This window comes from Paraperibacillus marinus (genome assembly GCF_046237605.1).
In the GTDB taxonomy this organism is placed as follows: Bacteria; Bacillota; Bacilli; order Bacillales; family DSM-1321; genus Paraperibacillus; species Paraperibacillus marinus.
The window spans coordinates 1,543,548-1,568,938 of record NZ_CP143542.1 but is presented as its reverse complement, the minus strand read 5'-3'; the positions used below and the strand labels follow the sequence as shown (position 1 = coordinate 1,568,938).

Sequence of the window (25,391 nt, the reverse complement as noted above, 5' to 3'; positions counted from 1 at the left end):
CCTTTAATATAGTAAAGTCATTTATTTTAATCCAGCAAATGCGTCAGTATTTCCTTATCTTTCAAAGTTAACAGCTCAGGCTTCCCAAGTTCTTTCAGCAATACAAAGCGAATCTGCCCGCCCGCCGTCTTTTTATCTTTTTTCATAGCCCGCAGCAGTGCATCCGGATCCAGGTCCGCCGGGATTGATGTCTGAAAGCCAAGGGATGCAGCCCATTGTTCAAATTCTTCTCTGTCAAACGAGAGACCGAGATAAGCAGTGGACAGTTTGAGGGCAAAAATCATGCCGATCATGACACCCTCACCATGTGTTATGGCGCCATATCCCATATTGTTTTCAATTGCATGCCCTAGTGTGTGGCCAAAATTAAGAAAGGCTCTGATTCCGGTCTCTTTTTCATCCTGCTGGACAATATGGCCTTTGATCTGAATTCCCTTTTTGATTGCATAAGCCGTCCTGGCTGTTCCAAGATCCGAAAGGGTATGTACATTGCCGCGGATCCATCCATAAAATTCAGGGTCGGCTATTAAAGCTTCTTTTATGATTTCGGCAAAACCGGACCGGACTTCCGCTTCCGGCAGGGTCTTTAAAAAGGCAAGATCGTATATGACTGCTTCAGGCTGATGGAATGCACCAATCATGTTTTTACCCGCTTCATGGTTTATGGCTACCTTGCCTCCTACCGAGCTGTCATGGGCAAGGATAGTGGTCGGTAATTGAATGAATGGGATACCCCTCATATAAGTAGCTGCGACAAAACCGGCAAGGTCTCCTGCGGCCCCGCCGCCGAGCGCCAGGATAACCGCATGGCGGTCAAGGTTCAGCTCAAGCGCGCGGGTCAGGCAGGCGTAATATATCTCAAAGGTCTTGGCACTTTCTCCATCCGGGACGATCATATCATGAATGGGGATACCTGTTTTGGATAATACAGTACATACCTCATTTAGATAAAATTCTGCGACCGTTTCGCTGGAAATGACTAAAAGGCTGCTGCAGGAAGGTGTTCGTTCAGCGAGGATGGCCGGGAGCTCCCTGATCATTCCTTCTCCCAAATAAACAGGATAGCTTTTTGTTTCCGTCTCAATCTGAATGATTTCCATATTAAAAATCCTTAGCAGATGCTCTATGGCTTTCAATTGCCTGCTGCAGGACATCCATCCGGTCAGAGGAAAACTGGCCGGTTATGGCTGCCGCAATTTCCCATGAAACCACCGCTTCAGCCACTACCGCAGCAGCCGGCACTGCACAGCTGTCTGATCTTTCAATACTGGCTGTGAATGGCTCTTTTGTATCGATATCCACACTCTGCAACGGTTTATATAATGTAGGAATCGGCTTCATGACCCCGCGGACCACGATTGGCATACCGGTAGTCATTCCGCCTTCAAACCCGCCCAGATTATTGGACATACGGTAATAACCCCTGTCCTCTTCCCAGGCGATTTCATCATGGACTTCGCTTCCCGGCCTGTGGGCTGCTTCAAACCCGATGCCGAACTCTACCCCTTTGAAGGCATTGATGCTGACAATCGCTGCGGCAATCTTGGAGTCAAGCTTGCGGTCATAGTGAACATAGCTTCCCACACCGGCAGGCACACCTTCAATGATCACTTCCACAATTCCGCCTATGGAATCCCCTTTTTCCTTTGCTGAGTCGATAGCTTCCATCATCTTCTTCCCCGCTTCTTCATCCAGGCAGCGGACAGGCGACGCCTCGGAAATGGTCTTAATCTCTGAAACGGTTAAGTTCTTCCCAGTTTCTGCGCGGATACCTCCAATCTCTACCACGTGGGAGGCCACTTCTATCCCGAGCAGCGACAGCAGCTTCTTTGCAGCTGCCCCGGCCGCGACCCTTACAGTCGTTTCCCGGGCGGAGGATCTTTCAAGCACATTCCTTAAATCACGGTGGCCGTATTTTATGCCTCCATTCAGGTCTGCGTGGCCGGGACGCGGACGGGTGATTTTCCTTTTGACCTCTTCCGCTTCAAGACCTGAGAGCGGCTCGCTGCCCATAATTTTAGTCCAGTGCTTCCAATCATTATTTTCAACGATGAGGGCTACAGGTGACCCAAGGGTATATCCATGACGGATACCGCTCGCAATGAAGGCAGTATCCTTTTCAATCTGCATCCGTCTTCCGCGTCCATGCCCTTTCTGCCTTCTGGCAAGGTCTGCATTTATATCTTCATCCAGCAGAGGCATACCTGCTGGCAGGCCTTCAATAATTGTCGTCAATTGCGGTCCGTGTGATTCTCCCGCAGTTAAATATCTCATTTAACCCCCGCCTCCTAATGTCTATCTGTCCAGTTAGAAAATGAATTTCCTTTAGTGCTTAAAAGCGTTAAAAGAAGTATAACATGACCGTTCCTTCATTAACAGTATAACCTGCAAAAAAGATATTTTTTTCTCCTCTTCGCGACTAGATCTTCCGATAAAAGAAGGTGTCCTCGATCTCGAAGCCGTATGCCGCCGGATTGAATATCTGTTCTGTACTCCCTACAAACAGGATGCCGCCCGATTTAAGGGAGTCACTGAACTTCTGGTAGAGGTCCCTCTTGGCTTCTTCGGTAAAATAAATAAGTACATTCCGGCAGATGATCAAGTCGTGCCCGCCTTCGAATGGATCTGACAGCAGATTTAATTTATGGAAGGAAACCAGCTTTTTAATATCCTCAGTAATGAAATAATAGTCTCCATCTTTTGTGAAGAACTTTTTTTTCATATCGGAGGGCATTTCCTGCAGCGCCCTTTCAGGATAAACCCCCATTTTGGCCCGTGCCAAAGCCATTTCGTCAATATCGGTGGCTTTTATGCTAAACTGCCTGGGATTTAAATGCTTTGACAGAATCATCGCCGCCGTGTAAGGTTCTTCCCCCGTAGAACAGGCAGAACTCCATACCTTCAGCACAGATAAAGTCTTCATCAGCCGGGGCAGCAATTTAGACTCCAGCACTTCCCAGCGGTTCGTATTGCGGTAGAATTCAGATACATTAATGGTAACACGGTCAAGAAACTCTTTTTGCAGCTTAACATCGCTGCTTATTGCCTGGTAAAAGGCACCGAACGAAGTATATCCTTTCTTTTCATATAAAGAAACAAGCCGCCTTTTCATCTGTGCTTCCTTGTAAAGTGACAAATCAAGGCCAGTCAGCTCTTTAATTTTTCTTGTGAAAATCTCATAGTCCTGCTGCATCATTATGCTCCTTGGATCAATTTCTCGCCAATTAGGCAACGCCTTCTTGTGAAAGATAAGACAAGTATAATCGAATTATTTAAGTTTTCATAAGATTTCTTTTGCTTAAGCTCTTTTCAAAAAATTAATTGTTTTCCAATCCGTTCTGTATAAGGAAGGGACTGCAGCGAATGGCGCGAAATTCGTGATTCAGCTTTAAGACGTCCGATCCTCGAGTCATAAGCCAAGCAGAGGGAGCTCCCGCCCACAGGCGGATGACCCGCAGCGGAAATCAATACTCTCGTTCATAAGCCGCAATATATACGAAAACAGCCTTTGTTTTAAAACACAGGAAATATAGAAAGGGGCTTTTTTACATTTGTCCGAGAGGCTTCTTTAGTCATATTAAAAAGGACTGGCATACGCCAGTCCCCTTAAAATTATTAATAAATCCATTCCTTGATCGTCTTGCTATTTTCAACAAGCTCATCTTCTTTAAAGAATAAACCTATCTCCCGTTCTGCGCTGACTGGTGAATCTGATCCGTGGATCACATTTTTGCCTACTGTAACTCCGAAGTCGCCGCGGATCGTTCCCGGAAGGGCGTCTTTAGGATTTGTGGCACCCATCATCTGACGTGCGATAGCGATTACATTTTCGCCTTCCCATACCATGGCGAAGACAGGGCTGGATGTAATGAAATCCACTAATTCTCCAAAGAATGGACGCTCTTTGTGTTCCCCGTAATGCTCTTCCGCCAGTTCAGTTGTAACCGCCATCAATTTAGCGCCGGCTAAATGAAAGCCCTTTCTTTCAAAGCGTGAAACGATTTCCCCGATTAGATTCCGCTGTACTCCGTCAGGCTTTACCATTAAGAATGTCTTTTCCATGTCAGTTTCCCCCATTGTCATATCTAACTTGCCTATTTTAGGCAATTCACGAAAATATTAACACTATTTTCTGATTTTCGCAACTGCCTAAAATATTAAAATTTTCGTTTTCCAATGAAACGTGCAAGATCTATCAATGACTTCCGGTGCCTTCCCGGCGGCAGGCTGTCTAATACCCTGAGAGCTTTCTCAAGATACAAGCCGCTCACTGCCATGGACTCCTCGATGGCTCCTGATGCATTAATTTTTTTGATTAGCGAATTCAATTGATCCTGGGGAATATTCTCTGTTACCTGTCTTATTTCCGCTTCAAGTTTTGGATCTCTCAGTGAAAAGAGGACAGGCAGTGTGATATTCCCCTGTCTGAGGTCGCCTCCCGCAGGCTTGCCCAGCTTTTCCTCCGTCGAAGTGAAGTCAAGAATATCATCAATGATTTGATAGGACATCCCTACATAATAGCCAAATTTATAAAGTTTTTTATGTACGCTTTCTTCCACTCCGGCTGCAACAGCTCCCAATTGACAGCTTGTTGCTATCAGAAGGGCGGTTTTCCTTTTAATTCGTCTAAAGTAATCCTTCAGATTTTGGTCGAACCTGTACTTATCCTTAAATTGTTCTATCTCTCCGATGCAGACTTCGACAATTGTCTTGGCGAGAATCTGATGAGCCAGGGGATTTCTGATCTCTCCCATCATTTCCAGTGACCGGGCAAAAATGTAGTCGCCTGTGTACATGGCGACCTTGTTATCCCATTTAGATTTAATGGTGGGGACTCCCCGCCTCAGCTCGGAATCATCAATTACATCATCATGGACAAGGGATGCCATGTGAATCAGCTCCAGGGCTGCAGCGGCATGCTTGATGACATGTATATTATAATCCCCAAACTTGGCTGCCAGCAAAACGAATACCGGGCGAATCCTTTTGCCTCCCGCCTTCAGGAGATGGAGCGAGGCTTCCCTTAATACTTGTGAATCTGCCTGGATGGCTGCCTCGAGTTCTTTCTCAATCAGTTGGATATCAGAATTCAGATATGAATACATCATTTTAAGTTTCATTACATTCACCCAGCTTTTTAATTCCTAGAATTAACGATTTTCTTTATATCCAATATGTGTGGCAGCCACTCCTCCGGTATGCGGTTTATAGCTTACCTGTTTGAATCCGGCGCTGCGGAACATTTCTGCCAGCTCCTTCATCCCCGGGAAATCACGGGCTGATTCCTGCAGCCAGGAATATTCGCTGTAGCTTTTGGCAAAGAGTCTGCCAAAGGCCGGCATAATATATCTAAAATAGAGGAAGTACATTTGCCTGAAAACAGGCATTTCAGGCTGGGAGGTTTCCAGGCAGACAGCCATGCCTCCTGGTTTCAAAACCCGGTACATCTCTTTTAATACCTGCAGGTAATCCGGGACATTCCTAAGCCCGAACCCGATAGTCACAAAATCGAAGGAATCATCTTCAAAGGGAAGTTCCATTGCATTCCCATGAATGAGCTCAATTTGATCCAGTTCAAGGGCCTTTACCTTTTCCCTGCCGACCTTAAGCATATTTTCACTAAAATCAAGACCGGTTACCCTTGAATCTGCACCAGAGGCCTCTGCAAGGGCGATAGTCCAGTCAGCCGTGCCGCAGCATAAGTCCAGACTGCTTGAACCAGGCTGCACGTTCATCAGCTTCATGGTATCACGGCGCCATTTCTTGTGCTGCTGAAAGCTGATCACTGAATTCATCTGGTCATAATTTTTATAAATCTTCTCAAACACATTATGTACCTTTTGTTCTTTGGATTCCTGCATGACATACCCTTCTTCCGCTTCTAACACTTTTTATCCAGGCTTTCAAACCTGGTAATCAACCCAGCTGTCAGTTCCCTGCCTCCACTTGAAACTTCAATGGTGTGAAGGACGTTCATAATGAGTGAATCCAATTTTTGAGCGCACTTGGGGATATCATCCCCAGTTTTTGAAACACGCGCCAGCTGGCTGATAAACGGAGAATGAAGCCCCTCATTCAAAAGCTGTCTTTCCTCATACAGCCTTTTCAACAAGAGTATTTCCGCGAAATGTGCCCCTAAGTCCGGTTGCCCAGCTTCGTCAGCGGCCCTTAAAATCAAGGCGGCCTCTATAATCCTGATGCTTGATAATAAATCTGATGAATCTACATGAAAAGATTGATATAAATGGATCTTATGTTCATTGATTTCCCGTATGGCTGCCGAAAGCGAGCTGATGTAGGAAACCTTGTTAACTCCCGCAAGTATCTGGTAATATAAACCGCTGAAGTAATCGCCGGCAAGGACCGTTACCTGCCTGCTTTTCTGGAAATCCGAGGTTTCCTCCCCGTCTGCCGAAAGAGTTACCTTGTCATGGATATCCAATGCTATCTGAACGAGCATGGCTGCGACTGCAATTTCCCTCGCTTCTTCATAGGGCATTTCAGCCTTATCAAATACCCTCAGGAATAATTCAAGCTTTATATGATCTATTTCCGGACGATCTATATAATCAAGCATATAAGGATGATTTACAGCTTCTTCTATAAGGCCGGCAATTTCGGTTGTATGATTATCAAGGTTTAGCATTTCATCACCCTTATTGCTATTTTCATTTGAGCATGTTCCGTCTCCATACCCCCTGGGCCTTTCCCCAGTTTTGAAGCACGCTCAATTATAACATATTTTTCTTGCAAAATTGTAACTTACAGCTTCATTCATCGTTTCTTCCCTTAACATATGTTGATGCCTTCTGCTGCATTGTGGTGTCTGTCTTATGTTCTCTTGCCTTCACTTCGCACTTCACCGTAGGGGGTCAGGATCTGAGCATTTCCCCTGATCTTAATAGCAGAGGTATGCTCGGTGAACTGGGCAAGAAGGACTTCTCCGGAATCCAGCTTCTCAGAGTGATGAAATCTAGTATCTGTCCCTCTCGTTAACCCAATGACATTCACTCCGTCCTCCATTGCCTTGATCACTACAAAATCCGGGTTCATTTGGTCTTTCATCTATCTCACCTAGCTTCTGATTGATTTATTTGGTTATAAGTGAAAGAACCTCGGCGCGGGACCGGTCATCTTCCCTGAAGATTCCACGCACTGCAGAAGTGACAGTCTTTGAACCAGGTTTCTTAACTCCCCTCATGGTCATGCACATATGCTCTGCCTCGACCACCACCATGACACCATAAGGTTCAAGCTTTTCCATTATCACATTCGCAACCGTAGATGTAATCCTTTCCTGCAGCTGCGGCTTCTTTGCAACCGCCTCGACAGCCCTTGCAAGCTTGCTGAGTCCTGTAACCCTGCCGTTCCTTGGTATGTAAGCCACATGGGCCTGTCCAAAAAATGGGACCAGATGGTGTTCGCATACTGAATAAAAAGGAATATCTTTTACAAGCACAAGTTCTTCATGCTCCTCGCCAAAAATCGTTTCAAAATACTCCCCTGGATCCTGTTTCAGGCCGGTGAATATTTCTTCATACATCCTTGCCACCCGTTTCGGTGTATCCTGCAGCCCCTCCCTGGATGGATCCTCGCCTATCGCTTCCAGTATCATCCGAACTGCTTTTTCTATTTGAGCATGATTAACTTCTGTCATTATGATTCCTCCTGTAGAACCCGCTGCCTATGTAAGTGTTTAAAAAAATATAATTTCATCTTAACATATAAATAAAATTAATAGCAAAGAGGATCACGGAAACCGTGATCCTCGCTTCACCCATATATTTCAAACGGGTTACTATGTATTACTTAACAGCGTCTTTAAGCGCTTTTCCTGGTTTGAATGCAGGAACCTTGCTTTCAGAGATTTCGATTTCTTCGCCAGTTTGCGGGTTGCGCCCTTTACGTGCAGCACGCTCGCGTACTTCGAAGTTACCAAAACCGATTAACTGTACTTTATCCCCGCTTTTCAAAGCGTCTGAGATTGAATCAAAAACAGCATCAACTGCTTTTGTAGCGTCCTTCTTTGAAAGCTCGCTTGCTTCAGCAACCGCATTAATCAAATCTGTCTTGTTCATGCCATTCACCTCCTCCCAAAAATGATTAAAGCCTTCACTCAGATAACCCGAATGTTTCATTACTTGTTTTAACAAATAATAAGATCCGGCCCGCCCGTGTAAACAACCGTGGCAAAATGGCCAGAAAAGCTGAAATAGCAACGTTTATAACGTTTTCTGTAAGTAGATTATCACAATCATTTACCCTTAGCAAGTGAATTCCTCATATAATGGGAATGTTTTCTTACAGAAGTGCATATATTAATAAATTAATCTGTGGATTCTCTTACTTTTACAAGCAATTCCCCAATTATAAAGGTTTTAATCACTTTTTCATTTAAATATTCATTCACTGGCAGGGAAAAAGAATTTTTCTTTCTGCTGCAAACAAAAAAACCCTGCTTTTCAGCAGAGTCAGCTCATTGATTATAGTATGATGGCGATTAACCCACCGGATCCTTCGTTAATTATCCTTTCCAATGTTTCCTTTAGCTTATAGCGGGCATTTTCAGGCATCAGGGAAAGTTTTGCCTGTATCCCTTCCCTTACAATCGAACTCAAGCTGCGGCCGAAAATATCAGAATTCCAGATAGACAGCGGATTATCCTCAAAGTCCTGCATCAAATACCGAACCAGCTCTTCGCTCTGCTTTTCTGTCCCGATGATAGGGGCAAATTCCGACTCCACATCCACTTTGATCATGTGGATCGATGGTGCCACAGCCTTCAGGCGGACACCGAATCTAGATCCCTGGCGGATGATTTCGGGTTCATCGAGACTCATATCGGCAAGTGAAGGCGCCGCAATTCCATACCCGGTCTGCTTCACCATTTTCAGGGCATCAGATATCTGATCGTATTCTGCCTTGGCATGGGCAAAATCCTGCATTAATTCCAGCAGATGATCTCTGCCTCTGATTTCAATGCCGACAATTTCCTTCAAGATTTCATCGTAAAGCTCATCAGGCGCATATAAGTCTATTTCAGCTACACCCTGACCCATCTCTATTCCAGCCAGGGACGCTCTTTCAATAAACTCAAACTCGTTGAAATAATGAACCACACGATCCACGTCCCTCAGGCGCTTGATGTCTTTTACTGTGTCTCTGACAGCTTCCTGATAGCTCTCACGCAGCCAGTGATTATCCCTGAGCACCATCACCCAGCTCGGGAGATTCACATTCACCTCAAGGACTGGGAATTCATACAGTGCTTCCCTTAACACATTCATTACATCCGTATCCCGCATGCTCTCGACACTCATGGCGATGACCGGGATATCGTATTTCTCCTGCAGCTCACCCTTCAGACGGTCTGTTTCCGGATGATGGGGCTGGACAGAATTGATGACCATGATGAAGGGCTTCCCTACTTCTTTCAGCTCACCCACTACTCTTTCTTCTGCCGCAATATAGTCAGACCTTGGAATCTCTCCGATGGTTCCGTCCGTGGTGATCAGGACCCCAAGAGTTGAGTGGTCTTGAATGACTTTCCGGGTTCCGATCTCCGCAGCCTCATGGAAGGGGATCGGTTCTTCATACCACGGCGTATGAATCATCCGGGGTCCGTTTTCATCCTCATAGCCCTTCGCGCCGGGAACTGTATAGCCAACACAGTCCACAAGCCTGATGTTTACTTCAATCCCCTCATCAACCGAAACACTGGCAGCCTGATTGGGAACAAATTTAGGTTCGGTGGTCATGATGGTTTTACCAGCAGCGCTTTGCGGCAGTTCATCCAGAGCCCTTGCCCTGTCTGACTCATTATTAATATTCGGCAGCACGACCAATTCCATAAATTTCTTTATAAATGTAGATTTCCCTGTACGTACCGCGCCGACAACTCCAAGATAAATATCTCCTCCTGTACGTTCGGCGATGTCTTTAAAAATATCGACCTTTTCCAAAAGATCCCCTCCCGATCCTTTAACATCTATATGGATATTTAATTTCTTTTTGAAACTGGACACTTTATATCTATGATGTTGTCCACCTGCAATATTCCAATTTCTTACCTCCGGATACAAATTTCATGGAATGGCATCCAAAAAGAGAATAACCCCTCTCCTTCAATATATTTTTGCAGAGGAGGGGTTATTCTTACTTCTTCAGGAATATAGGCTTTTTTGTTGATGGGTTAATTGTGTAGGGAAGGGAAAAAGCCGGGACAAAGGAAGATCCTTTTACGAGGATGGTCCTGATGTCATCCCCATTTTCCAGTTTTTCTTCTTTATTTGATAGAGCCTGGACCAAATCAGGAGTATAGTCTATATAAATCCGTCCGTCAGCGCCTATAACCAGATGCAATTCCTTCTGGGTGAAGGGACTCATGACAGTCGGATCATCCTTATAGCCCAGTTTTTTGTAATCCAGGGTATATACATGCTTGTCAATGATCTCTTTGAAGGGAGCATATCCATTGGACTGCCGGTAAAGGTTCACACGAATTTCTACTTCCTGTACCTTCTCCGCCAGGCGAATATCAAATAGTTTCACTTCAGGATCCTTTTCCTCATTTATGATGACATATTGGAATACGCCGCCGCTCTCATAGGCATTGCCCGGTGGTTCAGCCATATACTTGGGGGCGATTTTCTTAAAATCAACCGGGTACCGCTGATAATAGGGCGTGTCCGCATCTTTTGTTTTAATCGGAAGGATTCCGCCATTGTCCCTCTGGAATTGATCCACGGCACTCTGGACAGATTTAATTTGATCCACATATGGAACCTGATTCTTGGCAAGTTCTGCTTCTGGATACATGCATCCGCTCAGTAAAAGGAGGGAAGACAGTCCCAGGAAGGCCAGTTTTATCATGGATTTAGTTTTAACAAGAGTCCGGGGCTTACCCATTTGTAGGCCCGCTCAATACCACCAGAAGCATGATCAATCCGGCTGAAATCATTAATACATATGCAATCACAGCGGTAACAATTTTCAAGAATCCCTTTAATTTATAACGGCTTAGATAAATAATAAGTATGGAAATTGCCATAAATCCCATTGCTGCAAAAGAAATCCACATCTTCTGTAAGGCAGGTGTCATTGTCATTCTCCTTTTATGCTGGCCTATAGGAGGCTGGTTATCTTTGTTATCCCGAAGTATTATAACATAGGAAAATAGCAAATTCATTATAAAAATAAGACGCTTACATCCCTGTGCTCATGGTATCATGCAGAAACCCGGTGGGCCAACAGGCCATGCTGCCGCCGAATCCTGCCATATTCAAATCCCCTAAATCTGATGGATAACAGCCGATATAAGGGCTTATAGAACGATAAATGACAGAAAAAAAAACAGAAGGCACTTTAAGCCTTCTGTCTTTTTGACTAAATCACCCAGACGATAAGGTTAATACCAGTTAGTTTCGTTGCATATTATGCTTTGAAATATACTAAGGAACCACCATTCGCCTAGTTCAAGAAAATTTTATAACGGCTGTTTTCGCATACATTAAGGCTATTTAACAAAATGGGTTTCCGCTGCAGCTGCTCCAATCCACTCGCAACATAATTAAATCCCCTCACAGATCTCATCCAAAAAGAACCATCTTTTAGGAAAAGTGCCTTTAGAAAAGACCTTTTGATAAGATCTTGATAAATCAGTCGTTCTTACGTTCTTCCAGGATATTGACGAGGTCTTCCATCTCATGTTTTTTCATGCGGTTCATCAGGTGATCCACAGCATCCCTTACCTCTGTCCCGTCAAATAAAACGTGATACAGAGCTTTTGTGATAGGCATGGAGACCTGATATTTTTCAGCCAGCTGATAAGCAGCCTTTGTGGTCCTGACTCCTTCAACCACCATACCCATGTTCTGAAGCACCTCTTCCAGCTTCTGTCCTTTGCCCAGCATATTTCCCGCACGCCAATTCCGTGAGTGGACACTTGTACAGGTGACAATTAAATCGCCAATGCCGGCAAGGCCGGAAAAGGTCAAAGGGTTTGCTCCCATTTTGGTGCCAAGCCTTGCTATTTCCGCAAGGCCGCGGGTTATCAATGCCGCTTTTGCGTTATCGCCATAACCCAGGCCGTCTGTCATTCCGGCAGCCAGGGCGATAATATTTTTGAGGGCACCGCCGATTTCTACTCCTATGATATCGGGATTGGTATAGACACGGAAGTTTTGGTTTATGAAAAGATCCTGAACCTTTTCTGCAGCTTCCAGCTTTTCTGCCGATACCGTGACGGTAGTCGGGTGCCTTAAGCTGACTTCCTCTGCATGGCTTGGCCCGGAAAGGACGACAACATCGTGCAGCTGCCCTGAAGGATATTCTTCCTTGATCATTTCTGAGATGCGCAGAAGGGTGTCAGGTTCTATTCCCTTACTCACATGGACGATGGTGATTAGCTGCGGGGCAGCATCCTTCATTTTGCCAAGGACATCCCTGATCGCTTTAGAAGGAACGGCCAGGATGACCGTCTCCACCTGATCCAGCGCCTCGGACAGAGAGCTGTATCCTGCTATATTCCCGGGCAATTTAATATCCGGGAGATATTTTTGGTTCATGTGTGTTGAGTTGATTTCATCTGCCTGCTCCTGCTTATGGCTCCACAGCCTTACATCATGCCCATTGTCAGCCAGGACCATGGCAAGTGCCGTTCCCCAGCTTCCTGCGCCGATAACGGCAATGCTTTGTTTCTCCAAGCTCCGTCCCCTCCTATTTCCTCTGTCTTGCAAAGATTTTGATAGGTGTACCCTCAAAACCGAAAGCATCCCTGATACGATTCTCCAGGAACCGTTCATAAGAGAAATGCATGAGTTCAGGGTCATTGACGAATACCACAAAGGTAGGCGGCTTGACAGCAACCTGGGTCACATAGAAAATCTTAAGACGGCTGCCATTATGGGTCGGAGTAGGATTCATTGCTACTGCATCCATGACTACATCATTGAGCACATTCGTCTGCACCCTCATTGAATGATTCTCACTCGCTTTGTTAATGACAGGAATCAATGTGTGAATACGCTTCTTCGTTTTCGCTGAAAGGAATACTATTGGAGCATAATCAAGGAACTGGAAGTGAGCCCTGATATTCGCTTCGAATTCCTTCATCGTTTTCTCGTCTTTCTCCACAGCGTCCCATTTATTCACCACAATTATTACAGCCCGCCCGGAATCATGGGCGTAGCCTGCTATCTTTTTATCCTGCTCACGAATACCTTCTTCTCCATTCAGCAGGACTAAAACCACATCTGATCTCTCGATGGCACGAAGGGCACGGAGTACACTGTACTTCTCGGTAGACTCATATACCTTTCCTTTTTTCCTCATTCCGGCAGTGTCAATAATGACATACTCCTGACCGTCGTAGACATAAGGGGAGTCAATAGCATCCCTTGTTGTTCCTTCAATATCGCTGACGATTACCCGTTCTTCACCGAGAAGGGCATTTACGAGGGAAGATTTCCCGACATTCGGCCTTCCAATAAGTGAAAATTTAATAACTTCCTCACCGTATTCATCCTCATCGAATTTAGGGAAATGCTTAGCCGCTTCGTCAAGGAGATCACCAAGGCCAAGACCATGAGAGCCGGATATAGGGAATGGCTCTCCAAATCCAAGAGAATAGAAATCATAAATCTGTGTTCTCATTTCAGGATTGTCCACTTTATTGACAGCTAACACGACTGGTTTTTTTGTTTTATATAGAATTTTGGCAACCTCTTCATCGGCAGCGGTTACACCTTCACGGCCATTGGTCATAAAGATGATGACATCCGCTTCATCGATGGCAATTTCAGCCTGGGCCCGTATTTGTTCCAGAAAAGGCTCGTCTCCTATATCAATTCCGCCTGTATCGATAATATTAAAGTCATGGGCAAGCCACTCGCCCGAACTGTAAATCCTGTCTCTTGTTACTCCGGGAACATCCTCCACGATGGAAATGCGTTCACCGACGATCCGGTTAAAGATTGTAGATTTGCCGACATTTGGGCGCCCTACGATTGCAACTACAGGTTTTGGCATATTTATCATCCCTTTCCATGCATTATGTGCCAGACCATTTTTCAGGTTTCCATCCACTATTTCTCCATGACCCATCAGACAGTCCGCTTCTGGGCTATATAGGATTTATGTAAATATGGATTTAGCTTTTTAATAAATAGACCCCGCCAAACCCACCATTTGACAGGGAATAATCAATCAACCAGCTTCATTCAGAGCTGTTTCACTTAAAAAACGCCTTAACTATGTTATAGTATCAAATTATATCAAATTCAACAATCTTATCCATTAATGTTTTACGATAATAAAGAGGTCTTCCTTCAAAGCATGGGCGATGCCGTCCAGTATAGCCTCGAGATTTTTTGTAATCTCATACATCTCTTCCTTACTCTCGCAATGGAAAACATTCGTTCCTGCCGGGGCTGATCTGGGGCTGGTGGTTACAATGGCAAGTATAGCCTTTTCTATTGAAACACTCATCACTTCTCCTGCCTTTTTTTAGACAAAGTTTTGGACGGAATACGAATCGCATTCTCAAGTGTAGGCACATTCGCAATAACATCTATCGCTTTATTTATATCCTTATCCTGTGGAAGGACAAAAATCCCGATTCTCCCATCATTTAAATCCCGCTTAGCAAGAGGCACCAGGGCGGGTGTACCTGAATCCCGGAAGATGCCGAGTGCTATAGAAACATCATAGAGAATGGCCTGCCGCTGGCCGAGGTTTGAAATGGTGGTCCTTGCATTGAAGTTTTTAGGAGTCAGGATGAAGCCCATCCCATATTTCAGTACTTCCTCCTGCCGCTCGGGCAGACCGATATTCATAATATAAATATTATCCACATAAAGCCCGGCCCCTTCAAACCTAGGCTCCATATATTCAATTTCAACAATATCTTTAAGAAGATTGCCGGACATCAGCTTTTTACAAATAAAAAAACACACGATGGCAGCTGCAATCCCTGCCCACACATTGATGAACAAATCGAATGCCGTGGTGAGGAAGGCTGTAAGGATCACCAGATAGTTGCGTCCTTCAAAGGCAACTGCTATGCCCTCAATATAGGTGTTGCCACGCCCAACCAGCTCATACTCATCGAGCTGTTGAAGCGTCGTTCTTTCCATATTCCTTACTTCACGAAATTGGGAGGCAGCAAGGGTCAGAAAGGTAATGGCCGTATACTCCTCCTTTATAATGGCAGGAACGAGGATGGTCCCGAGCCCCGCCGCAATAAATCCAAGGGACAAATGAATGACCCTTCCGTGAAGATAGCTGGGATATTGCCTGTAATCTGTCTTAAGCATATAGACTCTCATCAGGGTTCCTGCTGCGACCCCCAAGAGGATAGGATACATAAAATGATTGTGCTCCATATTATCCTTGTTTCTCCTTTGGCATGTTTTTAGTCTGTAAGAAGGCCTGAAGTATTCTGCTGCTCCTCTCCATCGAGCTCCATAAGGCAATTAAGATGAAGGAACCAGCTGTCATGTCCAGCCATGATTTTGACAAAAGTTCCCGGGGCATACCCAGACTGCCAAACAGTACATTAAGGATAATATCTCCAAAAACCAAGCCTAATATCAGGGCAGCTGCTCTTTTTTTCATATCAGAATAAAGAATAATATTGATAGCAGCCGATACGATGGCAAGCATCCAGTCTCTGTCCCAGATCAGCCACACAGGATCTAAAAAAAGAAGCAGGCTTAGGCTGCCATACGCAGCTGAGACAGTGGCGGCACGCATCATAAAGGAACATAGATCAAGAAATTTTAAATGCTTTACGCCCAGACCCGCTGCTAATGCAAAAAGAAGACCTGCTGCACCGGCCGGAATACCCCCAATTGGCACAGTATATGGACTTAAGGTAATCCCGCCAAGGAGGGTGAATAAGAGTAGGGTCCTGCTGGAGTTTTTGGATGTCATAAAAAAACAGACCACTATGACGCTCATCCAGGCTATCCATAAAAAAAATATTCCATCGTTCATCATGCTTCCTCCTCTAAAAACATTATGGGAGAAAGCTATGAATTCTAAACAGTATAAAAAGGCTGTTTTCACCTATATTGTGGCTACTGGACTATATTTAAATCTCTTACAGGACTTATTTAGAACAACAATCTTTTAAAAAAAGCCAAGAAAAAAGACAGGCAGTTTCCTGCCTGTCCCATCAATCGTTTATTTTCTTAAATCCTTCAACTTGTCACCAATCATCTCGCCCAGCTGGAACCCTTTTGATTCTTCCGGAAGATCATAATCTCCGGTGTCTTCAGATTCACGTTCCTGCAGATCTTTGATGCTGAGCGATAGACGCTGATCTCTTTCGTTAACATCCAGCACCTTAACCTGGACCTGCTGTCCTTCAGCCAGTTCCTCATGCGGAGTGCCGATATGTTTATGGGAAATCTGTGATATATGAACAAGTCCCTCTACCCCAGGAAGCACTTCGACAAAGGCTCCGTACGAAACGAGGCGCTTAACGGTGCCATCGAGGACAGATCCGGGCTGTGCCTTCTCAGAGACCTGTTCCCATGGTCCAGGCAGGGTTTCCTTGATGGATAAAGAAATCCTCTCATTATCCCTGTCGACAGAAAGGACCTTTACATTCACCCGGTCTCCCTCTTTTACCACATCAGAAGGCTTTTCTACATGTTCATGTGACAGCTGGGAAATATGGACCAATCCATCTATCCCGCCGATATCAACGAATGCGCCGAAGTCAGTCAGCCTCTGGACGGTTCCTTCAAGCACCTGATCTGCCTGGATGGAATCCAGCAGCTCCTGCTTCTTTTGGCCCTTTTCGTCCTGCACGACCGCCCGATGCGACAGGATGATGCGATTCTTTTCCTTATCGAGTTCAACAATTTTGAAGGATAGAGTCCGTCCCTTATAATCAGAGAAGTCTTCCACAAAATAGTCCTCGACCAATGAAGCAGGGACAAACCCGCGTACACCCAGGTCTACAACAAGGCCCCCTTTTACCACATCCTTGACCTCAGATTGGAAAACCTCCTCCGTTTCGAATTTCCTTTCCAATTCATCCCAGGCCTTTAAGGCATCGACTTTTCTTTTTGATAGGATGAGAGCTTCATCCTCTACTTTTAACACTTCAAGTTCCAGCTCGTCGCCTTCTTTAACCACATCAGATGCTTTTTCAACATGAAGGCTTGACAGCTCGCTGATTGGCAGGATTCCATCTGTCTTGCTATTCTTCACATCAATGATGACTTGTTTTTCTTCAACCTTTGTTACCGTTCCGGTTACTTTGTCACCGGGTTCATAGTTGTTTACTTCAATATCGTTCATCTCTTCTGACATATGTACTCCTCCTTAAACGCATGACTGCTTTTCCCCTTAGAATAATTAGCTCAAAATATTATAGAGCGTATTATCGGAAATATTAATCTATTGAAATATTCCCGATTGTCCGCCAGAGCAAACTAAAATACAAAAACTATTTTGGTTATTTTAAACAATCCTTGGAGTCAGCCTTCAGTTTTTTAAAAATGATCCTTTTTTATTAAATTCTTACAAATCAGTCAATTTGTCAAGTAAACCGAATTGCTATTATTTATTCTGTTCATGGAGCTTGCGGATGTGTTCCATGATAACTTCTGTCGCCTCATCTGCAGAAACACGGCTGGCACGGAGTTCCGTAAAGTCGATCGGTTCCCCGTACACCACTTTGAGTTTCTTAAACGGCTTATACGGACCGATTATGGCACATGGGACAATATGGGCAGAGGAACGAAGTGCAAAGAAGCCGGCCCCTGCCAGCCCTTTGCCAATCTCGCCGGTCCTGCTTCTTGTCCCCTCCGGAAACAATCCCACCACTTTCTCTTCCTTCAGAAGAGATAATCCTTTCCTGAGGGCTTCCCTGTCGCTCATTCCCCGTTTGACAGGGAAAGCATTGACGTTCGGCAGGATGCTTTTCAGGATTGGAGCACGGAACAGCTCCTCCTTTGCCATGAAATGAACCGGCCGAGGGGCAGTGGCTCCCACTACCGGCGGGTCGAGATTATCAATGTGATTGGAGCAGATCAGGACCCCTCCTTCTTTTGGGAACGTCTCGGCACCGATGGTTTCTACACGAAAAAGCGGTGTCAGGATTAAATTCACAAGCCCTTTACCAAAGTTATAGAGATTCACTATTCATTGGTCCTTTCTTTAATAAGCTTCATGATTTCATCGGCAACCTGGGCGATTGAAAGGGATGTGGTATCAATCTCCACTGCATCAGCAGCCTTCTTAAGCGGTGCTACTTCCCTTTCGGAATCCAGCTTGTCCCGCAGCGCAATCTCTTCTTTAAGGCTTTCGAGGTCTGAAGGGAATCCCTTCGAAACATTTTCGTTATGGCGCCTTTCCGCCCTTTCATCCACACTTGCGATCAGGAAAACTTTAACTTCTGCACGGGGAAGCACGAATGTGCCGATGTCTCTTCCGTCCATGACGACACCCCCCAATTCTCCAAGCTTTTGCTGTCTGCTAACCATTTCTGCCCTCACGCCCCTGTGCTTGGACGCAGCTGACACAGAAGAGGTCACCTGGCTTGTGCGGATGACCTCTGAAACATCTTCTCCATCAAGGTATACGAGCTGCCCGGTTTCTCCCGGCAGCAGTTTGATTTCCGTATCCAGCAGCAGGCCCAGAAGTCCTGATTCATCATTCACATCAACATCATGCTTAATGGCTTTGTATGTCAGGGCCCTGTACATCGCCCCTGTATCTACATAAATGTATGAAAGTTTCTCAGCAATAATTTTAGCGACTGTGCTCTTTCCCGCAGCCGCTGGGCCGTCAATTGCAATCGATATCTTGTTTTCCATAATTCCTCCTAAAAACCATGCCTGTAAGTAATATGTTCTTCACATTTTTATTTTACCATAAAGTGATATTTTATTATGTATTAATATTGGCGTCCAGTACCTTACTGAATAAATCAATAGGCAGGCCTGCACCAAAATGTGCGGCCTGCCTATCGGTTCATCTTGTTGATGGTTTCGATAATTTTCCCAAGATTATTTTCATTGACACCTTCATATTGAGCCATCCTTTTTAAATCATGAAAAGAATCTTCCCGGTGAAATATCAGTTGAAAAAAAAGCAGGAAGAGAAATTGAATGATAACAAGTTTCATGAGAATGCGTTCAAATCGTTCCATGCCTTCCCCCCCCCTCTCATTTTCAGTATGAGAGGCAGAAGGCAGTTTCATACCTAAAAAGCCAGCCCTTTTTGTTTCATCTCCAGCTGCTTTTCAAAGCAGTAGCGCAGGACATACTGCCTGTCTGCCGGATCCAGGCCTGTAAATTCTATGGAGGCATTTCTCAGCCCAGTCTTTGTTTCATTAACCCGGGAAATCCTTCCTTCTGCTTTCAGATAATGAATTTCGCCATTTTTCAGGGGCAGCACAAGCCACAGTGAAGCCTGGTCTCCGCCTTCAATCGATACATTGTGTGGAACAGCGGCACAAATGCCTCCCGCACTAATATCCAGTGTCACGGTAGCAAAGGGTGGGGAGGAGGCCCCTTCAGGGTGTATCGCTACATCTGCTGCAGCCTCTATCCTAACATACTGCCTTCTTTGGATCTTAAGAATTTCGGCTTCTTCCGGACAGAACAATTTAATCATCGGAATATTGGCCATCCTCCTGCCCTGCACTTCCGTATCAAACATATAGACATTATTATCCTTTCCTACACAGCTTGCCTTCAGCTGGCTTCCATCCAAAAGGAATACAGTCTTACGGGTGGTCAGGTTCACAGGATAATCGATATAAACACCACCATCTGCAAGCTCCACAATCATCGCTTCATATTTTTCGGAAGCAGCAGAATATTTTGGCTCAAGGGTGAGCATTTCTCCTATTTTCAACATCTTTATATACACATCCGCACTTTAGTTTTAGTTTTTCAAAAGGGAAATCTTACTATTATTATGACACTGTTCCCTGCCGCCCTCAATAAGAAAAACCCCGCTCAGCAGGGTTTTTTAAGAGAGTCTGCCTATCACACCAATCGTTCATAAATCGGTTCGGCATTTTGCAGTTTGTCTACTTTTTCTTCCTCTCCGGTTTTAGCATTGATAAAGATTCTGTAGGTATCTTCGCCTATTACCCCGAGGAATTCATGACAAAGAACTTCTTCATTCACGTCATTGGTAATGACAGCCGTCCGTTCTTCCATAATTTTCACTTTCGGGTTTATTTTCTTTCGTGCCTCTTCCACTGTCAAAGCCGGTCTTTCCAGCTTTCTCTTTTTATGACCCTTCAGATATTCATCTGCAGAAAAGCCCACCACCTGGCCGCTGTCCAATGCAATTTTAATCCTGATGGACTCTGGATAAATCCTCGTTCCGTTAACGCTCGTGACAAAATTAAACAGGCCGATGTTATCATATTGGGTACTTTCATACAATTCGAGGGAAGTAAAATCATTGTCCTTCAGGAAGCGGGCAGCTTTCCCGGATGCTTCGTTCAAGCCGATTTTGGCCATTTTAATATCCCTGGTATTAATCAGCCAGATTGGATAGCCGCCCTTTTTGGTAATATCCATATTGACTTCACCATCATTTCCGGCTTTCTTTATACTAACACTGTAAAAACCGAAATCAGCTCCCCTGCCGTTATCCTCCACCTTGGTCTGAACCTTGCCTTTTATGCCTGCATATCTTTTGGCGGTTGCTGCCGCTTCATTTTTGCTGATTTTTTTCCCATCTATATTACGGAAGTTGCGATCCCGTTTGTTCATGGAAACGAAAGAAGGGTCAAAATCGGAGCTTTCTGAATAACCAGTGGATTTCTTTTCAACGGTCTTAAAGCCGTCGATGATCGTATTGTCCGCATTCTCCTTGCCGGATGCCATCGCAAGCTCAACATCCATCCAGCGAAGATTATGCTTGAGGACTAAATACTGTACCTTCCTGAGCTCATCCTGTATGACACTGGACTGTTTATACAGCCCCTGCAAATTTTTATATTCCTTATCTGACAGCGGCTGCTTCTCCAAATCCCTGACCGCTGCTTTATAGCTGAAGCTGCCTATGCTAGATAGAAATTCTTCTGTTTTATTGAACGGCATAAGAGTAAGCGGAAGCTGCCCTACATCCATATTGGCTTCTGATGAAATCCTCCATACATCAGCCAGAGCCGGTGACAGTGATTCTTTTGAATTCATGGCAAGAGTGGTACCTATCTTGTCATGCAATAGATCCACCTGATAGGTAAGATCATGAAAGGCTCTTTGATAGTTGTTCTCCGCATTTACCAATATCGCATTCTTTTCCTGATGTTCTTGATAACCCCAGAAACCAGTCCCTGCAGCCGCAAGGACAAGAACTGCTATTACTATATTCCTAATCACTGATGCCACCTCTATTCACAGAAAATATGCTTGCCGATTTTCTTAATCTGCGGCCTTGTCCAGATCCATTTGCTGGTTGCAGTATCGGGATTGAAGTAATAGAGTGCATTTTCCGTTGGATCCCAGCCGTTGATTGCATCTATCACTGCCTCTTTAGCCCTTTCATTTGGAGTAAGCCAAATTTGGCCGTCCGCAACAGCAGTGAATGCACCTGGTTCGAAGATGACCCCTGAAACAGAATGCGGGAACGTAGGGCTCTCCAGCCTGTTTAATATCACTGCCGCCACGGCTACCTGTCCTATGTACGGCTCTCCTCTGGCTTCACCGTACACGGCATTGGCAAGTAGCTGGATATCGTTTTGAGAAAATCCTTCCGGTGAATTGGAGGCTGCTGTACCCGTTTTTTTACCGCTGCTTTTGCCTGCAGGGGCTTTGCCCCGAGTTTTCTTCTTTGGCTTTATTTGTTTTTCAATTGGCGTCCCGCCGTAATAGGTAAAGTCATTTCCTTTGCTGATCTGGCCGTGGACAAAGGAAGGATTGAAATTTGAGGCCTTTGCCAATTTACTTTTGGTTGTAAAACCGGCAAGCCCATCTATCGGGAGTCCATAAGCCTCCTGAAAGTTCCTGAGTGCCCAATACGTGCTCCAGCCAAAGACTCCATCAATCTTGCCATGATAATAACCGATATTCTGAAGCCTTGCCTGAAGTTCAATCACATCGTCACCAGAACTGCCCCGCTGGATCACCTGTTTTGTAAAAGCATGGCTGTGTCCAGGGCCAATGATTGTACAAGATATAAGGATCGCAGCCAGAACTTTGCTGATTTTTGAAGCCATCCCTTTCACCAGTAACACTCCTTCGTTTCTTTCTGACTCAATACATCTATTTTCTTCATATTCTTTTCAAATATTCCTTCTCGTTTTAATAGATTTCGGGCATAAAACAAACATGAGTTTTCTACTCTTTAGTCCATACATGGAAAGGAACCTGGACAAGAGCAGGAACAATCACAATGGGGCGGTGGAGCGGATTAAGGCGCAGGCGCAGAAGGCCAGCAAGATAAATGGAGTTCATACCTAGCTGAAGGAAGCCTTATGATCCATGCAGCTCCGCCCCTTTTCCACAGAAAAAAGCCTGCCACGGGTCAGGGATTGTGCCCCGAAACCATGACAGGCTTTTATATTACAATACTTGAGATGAAGCATGGATATCTGAAAGAACCCTGGCCATCCTGACTTTCCGCAGGCCATACCACCAGAGGAATGCCATGAAAGGAAGCATCCAATACCCCCAGTATTCCTGTGTCAGCAGGATATAATCATAGGTCCCATGAAGAAGATAAGGGACGGCAAACGCTAAAAAGATATACATTTTCTTATTCTTGGAGGTGAATTTGCCTTTTCCAAAGTAAAAACCCATTATGACTCCAAAAAGGGCATGGCTGGAAACTGGAAGCAGTGCTCTGCCGATTGCCTGGTCCACTCCATTTCCAATCAGATAAAAAATATTTTCAAGAGTCGCAAATCCAAGTGAAACAGCCGCCCCATACACGATGCCGTCATAGGGCTCATCAAATTCGACATGATTGTATATTACATACAGCAGTATGAACCATTTGAAGAATTCTTCTATCAATCCAGCTGAAAAAAAAGCTGTGCTGAATGAATCCATGATAATGCTTTCCGCTTTCAACACATATTCAATGAACATGATCGGCAGTACAAGCACAGCCCCAAATATAAAAGCTTTTGAAACTACAGACAAGGGTTCTGTCCCATAATAATCTTTTAAGTAAAAATAGCTAAGGAGAGCCAGACCCGGCGCAATCCCAGCAGTTAATATGACCAGCATGGCCGACCTCTTTTCCTGCATTTTCTATCATGGTATCATGATTTTACGTTTATTGAAAATAAAAACTGGGTCCTTAGAAGGTATCACCTTTAAGAATTCAAATCCTTAAAAGAGCTCCTGCACAGCGCCGCTTGAACTGGCCAGCAGGACTGCAAGCTTTATCCTTGCTTTCTTGCTGTCATAGTCTTCACCGAGGATTACACCGCGCTGCATCAGGTCAAAGGCGCTTCCTTTGTAGCCATAGGCTGGATATACCTTTCCCTCTTCAGCACTCGTTGTCATCACTACCGCAATGGACCGGTCGATGGAATCCTGAATAGACTGGACCATTTGTGGTGTGACCTGACCTCTGCCCACACCCTCGAGGACGATGCCCCTAGCACCTGCCATGGCTGCGGCATCTATAAATAACCCATCTGCACCAGTGTAGCATTTGATGATATCCACCCTCGGCAGCTTGTCTTTCAGCTCATAATATTCCGTTACAATGGGCTTCTGGTAAACATTCACCACATCATTGTCGATGATGCCCAGATATCCATAACCGAAGGACTCAAAGCCTTGGAGGTTGGAAGCATGAACCTTTTTAACATATCTGGCTGAATAAATCCGTTCATTAAATACAACCGCTACTCCAACACTCTGCAACTTCTCATTGGCAGCCGCATAGATGGAATTACGAAGATTGGAGTATACGTCAGTCCCCACCTCATGGGGAGACCGCTGTGAGCCGGTCACGATAATGGGTCTTGGATCGTTGATCGTCAGGTCCAGAAAATACGCCGTTTCTTCAAGGGAATCCGTCCCGTGGGTCACCACAACCCCAGCCGTATCCTCAGCCTGAAGCTCTTTTTCAATTGCCTCTTTTATTTTTATCATCGAATCAAAATCAATATGCATAGATGGCACCTGAAAAAGATCGATAATCTTGATTTCGAACTCCTCAGGGAGCCTGCACAGGTCTGCAAGTTCCTTACCGCTTAAAACACCGGAATCGAGAAGGCCTTTAGACATTTCTTTACTGGCGATTGTCCCGCCGGTGGTTATTATTGAAATTTTATGTTTCATATCTTATACACCTCATCTTCTATCATACTAAAACTTGGCTTATGTATAAATAAAAAACAGCGCACTTCCGATGAAGTGCGCCTCAAAAAATCACATATCACTGTTGATGCTACGGGCTATCTGGCCTCCATGAAAACGTCCGTTTTCGATGAAAATCTCATTTGCATTATTGCCGGCAGCAATCACGCCGGCTATATAGATGCCTTTGACATTTGTCTCCATGGTCTCCGGATTATGAATTGGCCTGCCTGTAGCCGGATCAATCTCGATACCCATTGCCGCAAGGAAGCTATGATCGGGATGATAGCCTGTCATGGCAAAAACATAATCATTTTTGATTTTTTTAATCGTATCATCTGCCTTATATTTAATAAAGTTCTCCCCGATTGTCAGTACTTCCGCATTGAATTCAAGTTTTATGGTACCGTTTCGGACAAGTGAATCGAATTCCGGCAATATCCAGGGCTTCACACTTTTGGAATACTCGCTGCCCCTGTAGAGCACCGTCACCCTAGCACCGGCATTCACCAGTTCAAGAGCTGCATCCACACTGGAATTCTTACCCCCAATCACCACTGTATCTGTATCAAAAAATTCATGTGCCTCTTTGAAATAATGGAATACCTTCGGCAGATCCTCACCCGGTACACCCATATAATTAGGGTTATCATAATAACCTGTTGCAATCACTACCTGCTGTGACTGATATTGATCTTTTGAGGTAGTCACTATAAACGTACCGTCAGCCTGCTTTTTTACCGATTCAACACGTTCAAACGGATGGATCCTAAGCTCCTTCCGCTTTACAACCGCCCGATAGTAAGACAAAGCCTGGCTCCTCACCGGCTTTCTGCCTTCAATGATGAAGGCTACATCACCAATTTCTAATTTTTCGCTGGTGCTGAAAAATGTCTGATGGGTCGGATAATTGTAAATGGAATTCACGATATTCCCTTTTTCGATAATCAGCGGACTCTTTCCGATTTCTTTCAGGGCTATGGCTGCTGCTAGGCCGCATGGCCCGCCTCCAATGATTAGGACGTCTTCAAACTGCATGATGGCACTCCTCTTGTTCGATCTATAATAAGTATTTCCTATTAGCTTATA

The 25,391-nt window shown here is 44.8% G+C and carries 28 protein-coding genes; all 28 read right to left on the bottom strand.

The window, feature by feature from the left end:
• Positions 1 to 26 precede the first annotated feature (26 nt).
• The 28 genes from aroB to V1498_RS07850 all read right to left on the bottom strand — a co-directional run bounded on the left by aroB (position 27) and on the right by V1498_RS07850 (position 25,340).
• Positions 27 to 1,100 carry a 3-dehydroquinate synthase gene (gene aroB / locus V1498_RS07985; protein WP_409298079.1) on the bottom strand — a complete coding sequence of 358 codons (1,074 nt, stop codon included), beginning with the start codon at positions 1,098 to 1,100 and terminating at the stop codon, positions 27 to 29.
• Between the two features lies 1 nt (position 1,101).
• Positions 1,102 to 2,274: a chorismate synthase gene (gene aroC / locus V1498_RS07980; RefSeq protein ID WP_409298077.1), complete on the bottom strand. Its 1,173-nt coding sequence runs from the start codon at positions 2,272 to 2,274 to the stop codon at positions 1,102 to 1,104.
• Between the two features lie 145 nt (positions 2,275 to 2,419).
• Positions 2,420 to 3,193, bottom strand: coding sequence for a CheR family methyltransferase (locus V1498_RS07975; protein ID WP_409298075.1), 774 nt, complete (start codon positions 3,191 to 3,193; stop codon positions 2,420 to 2,422).
• A 422-nt stretch (positions 3,194 to 3,615) separates the two neighbouring features.
• Positions 3,616 to 4,062: a nucleoside-diphosphate kinase gene (gene ndk / locus V1498_RS07970; protein ID WP_409298074.1), complete on the bottom strand. Its 447-nt coding sequence runs from the start codon at positions 4,060 to 4,062 to the stop codon at positions 3,616 to 3,618.
• Between the two features lie 95 nt (positions 4,063 to 4,157).
• On the bottom strand, positions 4,158 to 5,120 hold the full coding sequence (hepT, locus tag V1498_RS07965; protein ID WP_409298072.1) for a heptaprenyl diphosphate synthase component II: 963 nt from the start codon (positions 5,118 to 5,120) through the stop codon (positions 4,158 to 4,160).
• Positions 5,121 to 5,150: 30 nt separating this feature from the next.
• On the bottom strand, positions 5,151 to 5,861 hold the full coding sequence (locus tag V1498_RS07960) for a demethylmenaquinone methyltransferase (RefSeq protein WP_409298070.1): 711 nt from the start codon (positions 5,859 to 5,861) through the stop codon (positions 5,151 to 5,153).
• Positions 5,862 to 5,881: 20 nt separating this feature from the next.
• Positions 5,882 to 6,646 carry a heptaprenyl diphosphate synthase component 1 gene (locus V1498_RS07955; RefSeq protein WP_409298068.1) on the bottom strand — a complete coding sequence of 255 codons (765 nt, stop codon included), beginning with the start codon at positions 6,644 to 6,646 and terminating at the stop codon, positions 5,882 to 5,884.
• A gap of 185 nt (positions 6,647 to 6,831) precedes the next feature.
• A complete protein-coding gene (gene mtrB, locus V1498_RS07950) occupies positions 6,832 to 7,065 on the bottom strand; it encodes a trp RNA-binding attenuation protein MtrB (RefSeq protein ID WP_409298067.1) in 234 nt (77 codons plus the stop codon).
• 25 nt (positions 7,066 to 7,090) lie between these two features.
• Positions 7,091 to 7,657 carry a GTP cyclohydrolase I FolE gene (gene folE / locus V1498_RS07945; RefSeq protein WP_409298065.1) on the bottom strand — a complete coding sequence of 189 codons (567 nt, stop codon included), beginning with the start codon at positions 7,655 to 7,657 and terminating at the stop codon, positions 7,091 to 7,093.
• A gap of 148 nt (positions 7,658 to 7,805) precedes the next feature.
• Positions 7,806 to 8,078, bottom strand: coding sequence for an HU family DNA-binding protein (locus V1498_RS07940; RefSeq protein ID WP_409288972.1), 273 nt, complete (start codon positions 8,076 to 8,078; stop codon positions 7,806 to 7,808).
• A gap of 405 nt (positions 8,079 to 8,483) precedes the next feature.
• Complete coding sequence (spoIVA, locus tag V1498_RS07935) at positions 8,484 to 9,962, bottom strand: stage IV sporulation protein A (protein ID WP_409298063.1); 1,479 nt, start codon at positions 9,960 to 9,962, stop codon at positions 8,484 to 8,486.
• Positions 9,963 to 10,155: 193 nt separating this feature from the next.
• Positions 10,156 to 10,872, bottom strand: coding sequence for a hypothetical protein (locus tag V1498_RS07930; protein WP_409299212.1), 717 nt, complete (start codon positions 10,870 to 10,872; stop codon positions 10,156 to 10,158).
• 28 nt (positions 10,873 to 10,900) lie between these two features.
• Complete coding sequence (locus tag V1498_RS07925; protein ID WP_409298061.1) at positions 10,901 to 11,101, bottom strand: DUF2768 domain-containing protein; 201 nt, start codon at positions 11,099 to 11,101, stop codon at positions 10,901 to 10,903.
• 556 nt (positions 11,102 to 11,657) lie between these two features.
• A complete protein-coding gene (locus V1498_RS07920; protein WP_409299210.1) occupies positions 11,658 to 12,647 on the bottom strand; it encodes an NAD(P)H-dependent glycerol-3-phosphate dehydrogenase in 990 nt (329 codons plus the stop codon).
• Positions 12,648 to 12,717: 70 nt separating this feature from the next.
• Complete coding sequence (der, locus tag V1498_RS07915) at positions 12,718 to 14,028, bottom strand: ribosome biogenesis GTPase Der (RefSeq protein ID WP_409299208.1); 1,311 nt, start codon at positions 14,026 to 14,028, stop codon at positions 12,718 to 12,720.
• 267 nt (positions 14,029 to 14,295) lie between these two features.
• Positions 14,296 to 14,487 (bottom strand): capping complex subunit for YIEGIA, encoded by a 192-nt coding sequence (locus V1498_RS07910; protein WP_409298059.1) that lies wholly within the window; start codon positions 14,485 to 14,487, stop codon positions 14,296 to 14,298.
• Positions 14,487 to 15,326, bottom strand: coding sequence for a YIEGIA family protein (locus V1498_RS07905; protein WP_409298057.1), 840 nt, complete (start codon positions 15,324 to 15,326; stop codon positions 14,487 to 14,489). Before V1498_RS07905 ends, V1498_RS07910 begins: the two co-directional genes overlap by 1 nt.
• 58 nt (positions 15,327 to 15,384) lie before the next feature.
• Complete coding sequence (locus V1498_RS07900; RefSeq protein ID WP_409298055.1) at positions 15,385 to 15,996, bottom strand: hypothetical protein; 612 nt, start codon at positions 15,994 to 15,996, stop codon at positions 15,385 to 15,387.
• A gap of 189 nt (positions 15,997 to 16,185) precedes the next feature.
• A complete protein-coding gene (gene rpsA / locus V1498_RS07895; RefSeq protein WP_409298054.1) occupies positions 16,186 to 17,325 on the bottom strand; it encodes a 30S ribosomal protein S1 in 1,140 nt (379 codons plus the stop codon).
• 249 nt (positions 17,326 to 17,574) lie between these two features.
• The gene (locus V1498_RS07890; RefSeq protein WP_409298052.1) at positions 17,575 to 18,156 is read right to left on the bottom strand and encodes a lysophospholipid acyltransferase family protein; all 582 of its coding nucleotides are present in this window, start codon (positions 18,154 to 18,156) and stop codon (positions 17,575 to 17,577) included.
• Positions 18,156 to 18,833 carry a (d)CMP kinase gene (gene cmk / locus V1498_RS07885; RefSeq protein ID WP_409298050.1) on the bottom strand — a complete coding sequence of 226 codons (678 nt, stop codon included), beginning with the start codon at positions 18,831 to 18,833 and terminating at the stop codon, positions 18,156 to 18,158. Before cmk ends, V1498_RS07890 begins: the two co-directional genes overlap by 1 nt.
• Before the next feature lie 149 nt (positions 18,834 to 18,982).
• The gene (locus V1498_RS07880; protein ID WP_409298049.1) at positions 18,983 to 19,168 is read right to left on the bottom strand and encodes a DUF5359 family protein; all 186 of its coding nucleotides are present in this window, start codon (positions 19,166 to 19,168) and stop codon (positions 18,983 to 18,985) included.
• A gap of 53 nt (positions 19,169 to 19,221) precedes the next feature.
• Positions 19,222 to 19,881, bottom strand: coding sequence for a flagellar brake protein (locus tag V1498_RS07875; protein WP_409298047.1), 660 nt, complete (start codon positions 19,879 to 19,881; stop codon positions 19,222 to 19,224).
• A gap of 131 nt (positions 19,882 to 20,012) precedes the next feature.
• Positions 20,013 to 21,365: a germination protein YpeB gene (gene ypeB, locus V1498_RS07870; RefSeq protein ID WP_409298045.1), complete on the bottom strand. Its 1,353-nt coding sequence runs from the start codon at positions 21,363 to 21,365 to the stop codon at positions 20,013 to 20,015.
• A gap of 11 nt (positions 21,366 to 21,376) precedes the next feature.
• Positions 21,377 to 22,201, bottom strand: coding sequence for a spore cortex-lytic enzyme (gene sleB / locus V1498_RS07865; RefSeq protein ID WP_409299207.1), 825 nt, complete (start codon positions 22,199 to 22,201; stop codon positions 21,377 to 21,379).
• 346 nt (positions 22,202 to 22,547) lie between these two features.
• The gene (prsW, locus tag V1498_RS07860; protein ID WP_409298044.1) at positions 22,548 to 23,216 is read right to left on the bottom strand and encodes a glutamic-type intramembrane protease PrsW; all 669 of its coding nucleotides are present in this window, start codon (positions 23,214 to 23,216) and stop codon (positions 22,548 to 22,550) included.
• A gap of 105 nt (positions 23,217 to 23,321) precedes the next feature.
• Entirely contained in the window at positions 23,322 to 24,284 is a 963-nt protein-coding gene (locus V1498_RS07855; protein WP_409298042.1) for an asparaginase, read from the bottom strand.
• Between the two features lie 90 nt (positions 24,285 to 24,374).
• Positions 24,375 to 25,340, bottom strand: coding sequence for a YpdA family putative bacillithiol disulfide reductase (locus tag V1498_RS07850; RefSeq protein WP_409298041.1), 966 nt, complete (start codon positions 25,338 to 25,340; stop codon positions 24,375 to 24,377).
• Between the last annotated feature and the right edge of the window lie 51 nt (positions 25,341 to 25,391).

What these genes read in the sequence shown, in the direction of transcription:
- aroB (WP_409298079.1), bottom strand. Translation starts at nt 1,100, where the DNA reads ATGGAAATCATTCAGATTGAGACGGAAACAAAAAGCTATCCTGTTTAT.
- V1498_RS07880 (WP_409298049.1), bottom strand. Translation starts at nt 19,168, where the DNA reads ATGGAACGATTTGAACGCATTCTCATGAAACTTGTTATCATTCAATTT.
- V1498_RS07960 (WP_409298070.1), bottom strand. Translation starts at nt 5,861, where the DNA reads ATGCAGGAATCCAAAGAACAAAAGGTACATAATGTGTTTGAGAAGATT.
- V1498_RS07940 (WP_409288972.1), bottom strand. Translation starts at nt 8,078, where the DNA reads ATGAACAAGACAGATTTGATTAATGCGGTTGCTGAAGCAAGCGAGCTT.
- V1498_RS07855 (WP_409298042.1), bottom strand. Translation starts at nt 24,284, where the DNA reads ATGAAACATAAAATTTCAATAATAACCACCGGCGGGACAATCGCCAGT.
- folE (WP_409298065.1), bottom strand. Translation starts at nt 7,657, where the DNA reads ATGACAGAAGTTAATCATGCTCAAATAGAAAAAGCAGTTCGGATGATA.
- V1498_RS07850 (WP_409298041.1), bottom strand. Translation starts at nt 25,340, where the DNA reads ATGCAGTTTGAAGACGTCCTAATCATTGGAGGCGGGCCATGCGGCCTA.
- hepT (WP_409298072.1), bottom strand. Translation starts at nt 5,120, where the DNA reads ATGAAACTTAAAATGATGTATTCATATCTGAATTCTGATATCCAACTG.
- aroC (WP_409298077.1), bottom strand. Translation starts at nt 2,274, where the DNA reads ATGAGATATTTAACTGCGGGAGAATCACACGGACCGCAATTGACGACA.
- V1498_RS07875 (WP_409298047.1), bottom strand. Translation starts at nt 19,881, where the DNA reads ATGTTGAAAATAGGAGAAATGCTCACCCTTGAGCCAAAATATTCTGCT.
- ndk (WP_409298074.1), bottom strand. Translation starts at nt 4,062, where the DNA reads ATGGAAAAGACATTCTTAATGGTAAAGCCTGACGGAGTACAGCGGAAT.
- der (WP_409299208.1), bottom strand. Translation starts at nt 14,028, where the DNA reads ATGCCAAAACCTGTAGTTGCAATCGTAGGGCGCCCAAATGTCGGCAAA.
- V1498_RS07930 (WP_409299212.1), bottom strand. Translation starts at nt 10,872, where the DNA reads ATGATAAAACTGGCCTTCCTGGGACTGTCTTCCCTCCTTTTACTGAGC.
- prsW (WP_409298044.1), bottom strand. Translation starts at nt 23,216, where the DNA reads ATGCTGGTCATATTAACTGCTGGGATTGCGCCGGGTCTGGCTCTCCTT.
- rpsA (WP_409298054.1), bottom strand. Translation starts at nt 17,325, where the DNA reads ATGTCAGAAGAGATGAACGATATTGAAGTAAACAACTATGAACCCGGT.
- V1498_RS07905 (WP_409298057.1), bottom strand. Translation starts at nt 15,326, where the DNA reads ATGAGAGTCTATATGCTTAAGACAGATTACAGGCAATATCCCAGCTAT.
- V1498_RS07925 (WP_409298061.1), bottom strand. Translation starts at nt 11,101, where the DNA reads ATGACACCTGCCTTACAGAAGATGTGGATTTCTTTTGCAGCAATGGGA.
- V1498_RS07900 (WP_409298055.1), bottom strand. Translation starts at nt 15,996, where the DNA reads ATGAACGATGGAATATTTTTTTTATGGATAGCCTGGATGAGCGTCATA.
- V1498_RS07955 (WP_409298068.1), bottom strand. Translation starts at nt 6,646, where the DNA reads ATGCTAAACCTTGATAATCATACAACCGAAATTGCCGGCCTTATAGAA.
- V1498_RS07920 (WP_409299210.1), bottom strand. Translation starts at nt 12,647, where the DNA reads ATGGTCCTGGCTGACAATGGGCATGATGTAAGGCTGTGGAGCCATAAG.
- cmk (WP_409298050.1), bottom strand. Translation starts at nt 18,833, where the DNA reads ATGGAAAACAAGATATCGATTGCAATTGACGGCCCAGCGGCTGCGGGA.
- mtrB (WP_409298067.1), bottom strand. Translation starts at nt 7,065, where the DNA reads ATGAAAGACCAAATGAACCCGGATTTTGTAGTGATCAAGGCAATGGAG.
- sleB (WP_409299207.1), bottom strand. Translation starts at nt 22,201, where the DNA reads ATGGCTTCAAAAATCAGCAAAGTTCTGGCTGCGATCCTTATATCTTGT.
- V1498_RS07975 (WP_409298075.1), bottom strand. Translation starts at nt 3,193, where the DNA reads ATGCAGCAGGACTATGAGATTTTCACAAGAAAAATTAAAGAGCTGACT.
- V1498_RS07910 (WP_409298059.1), bottom strand. Translation starts at nt 14,487, where the DNA reads ATGAGTGTTTCAATAGAAAAGGCTATACTTGCCATTGTAACCACCAGC.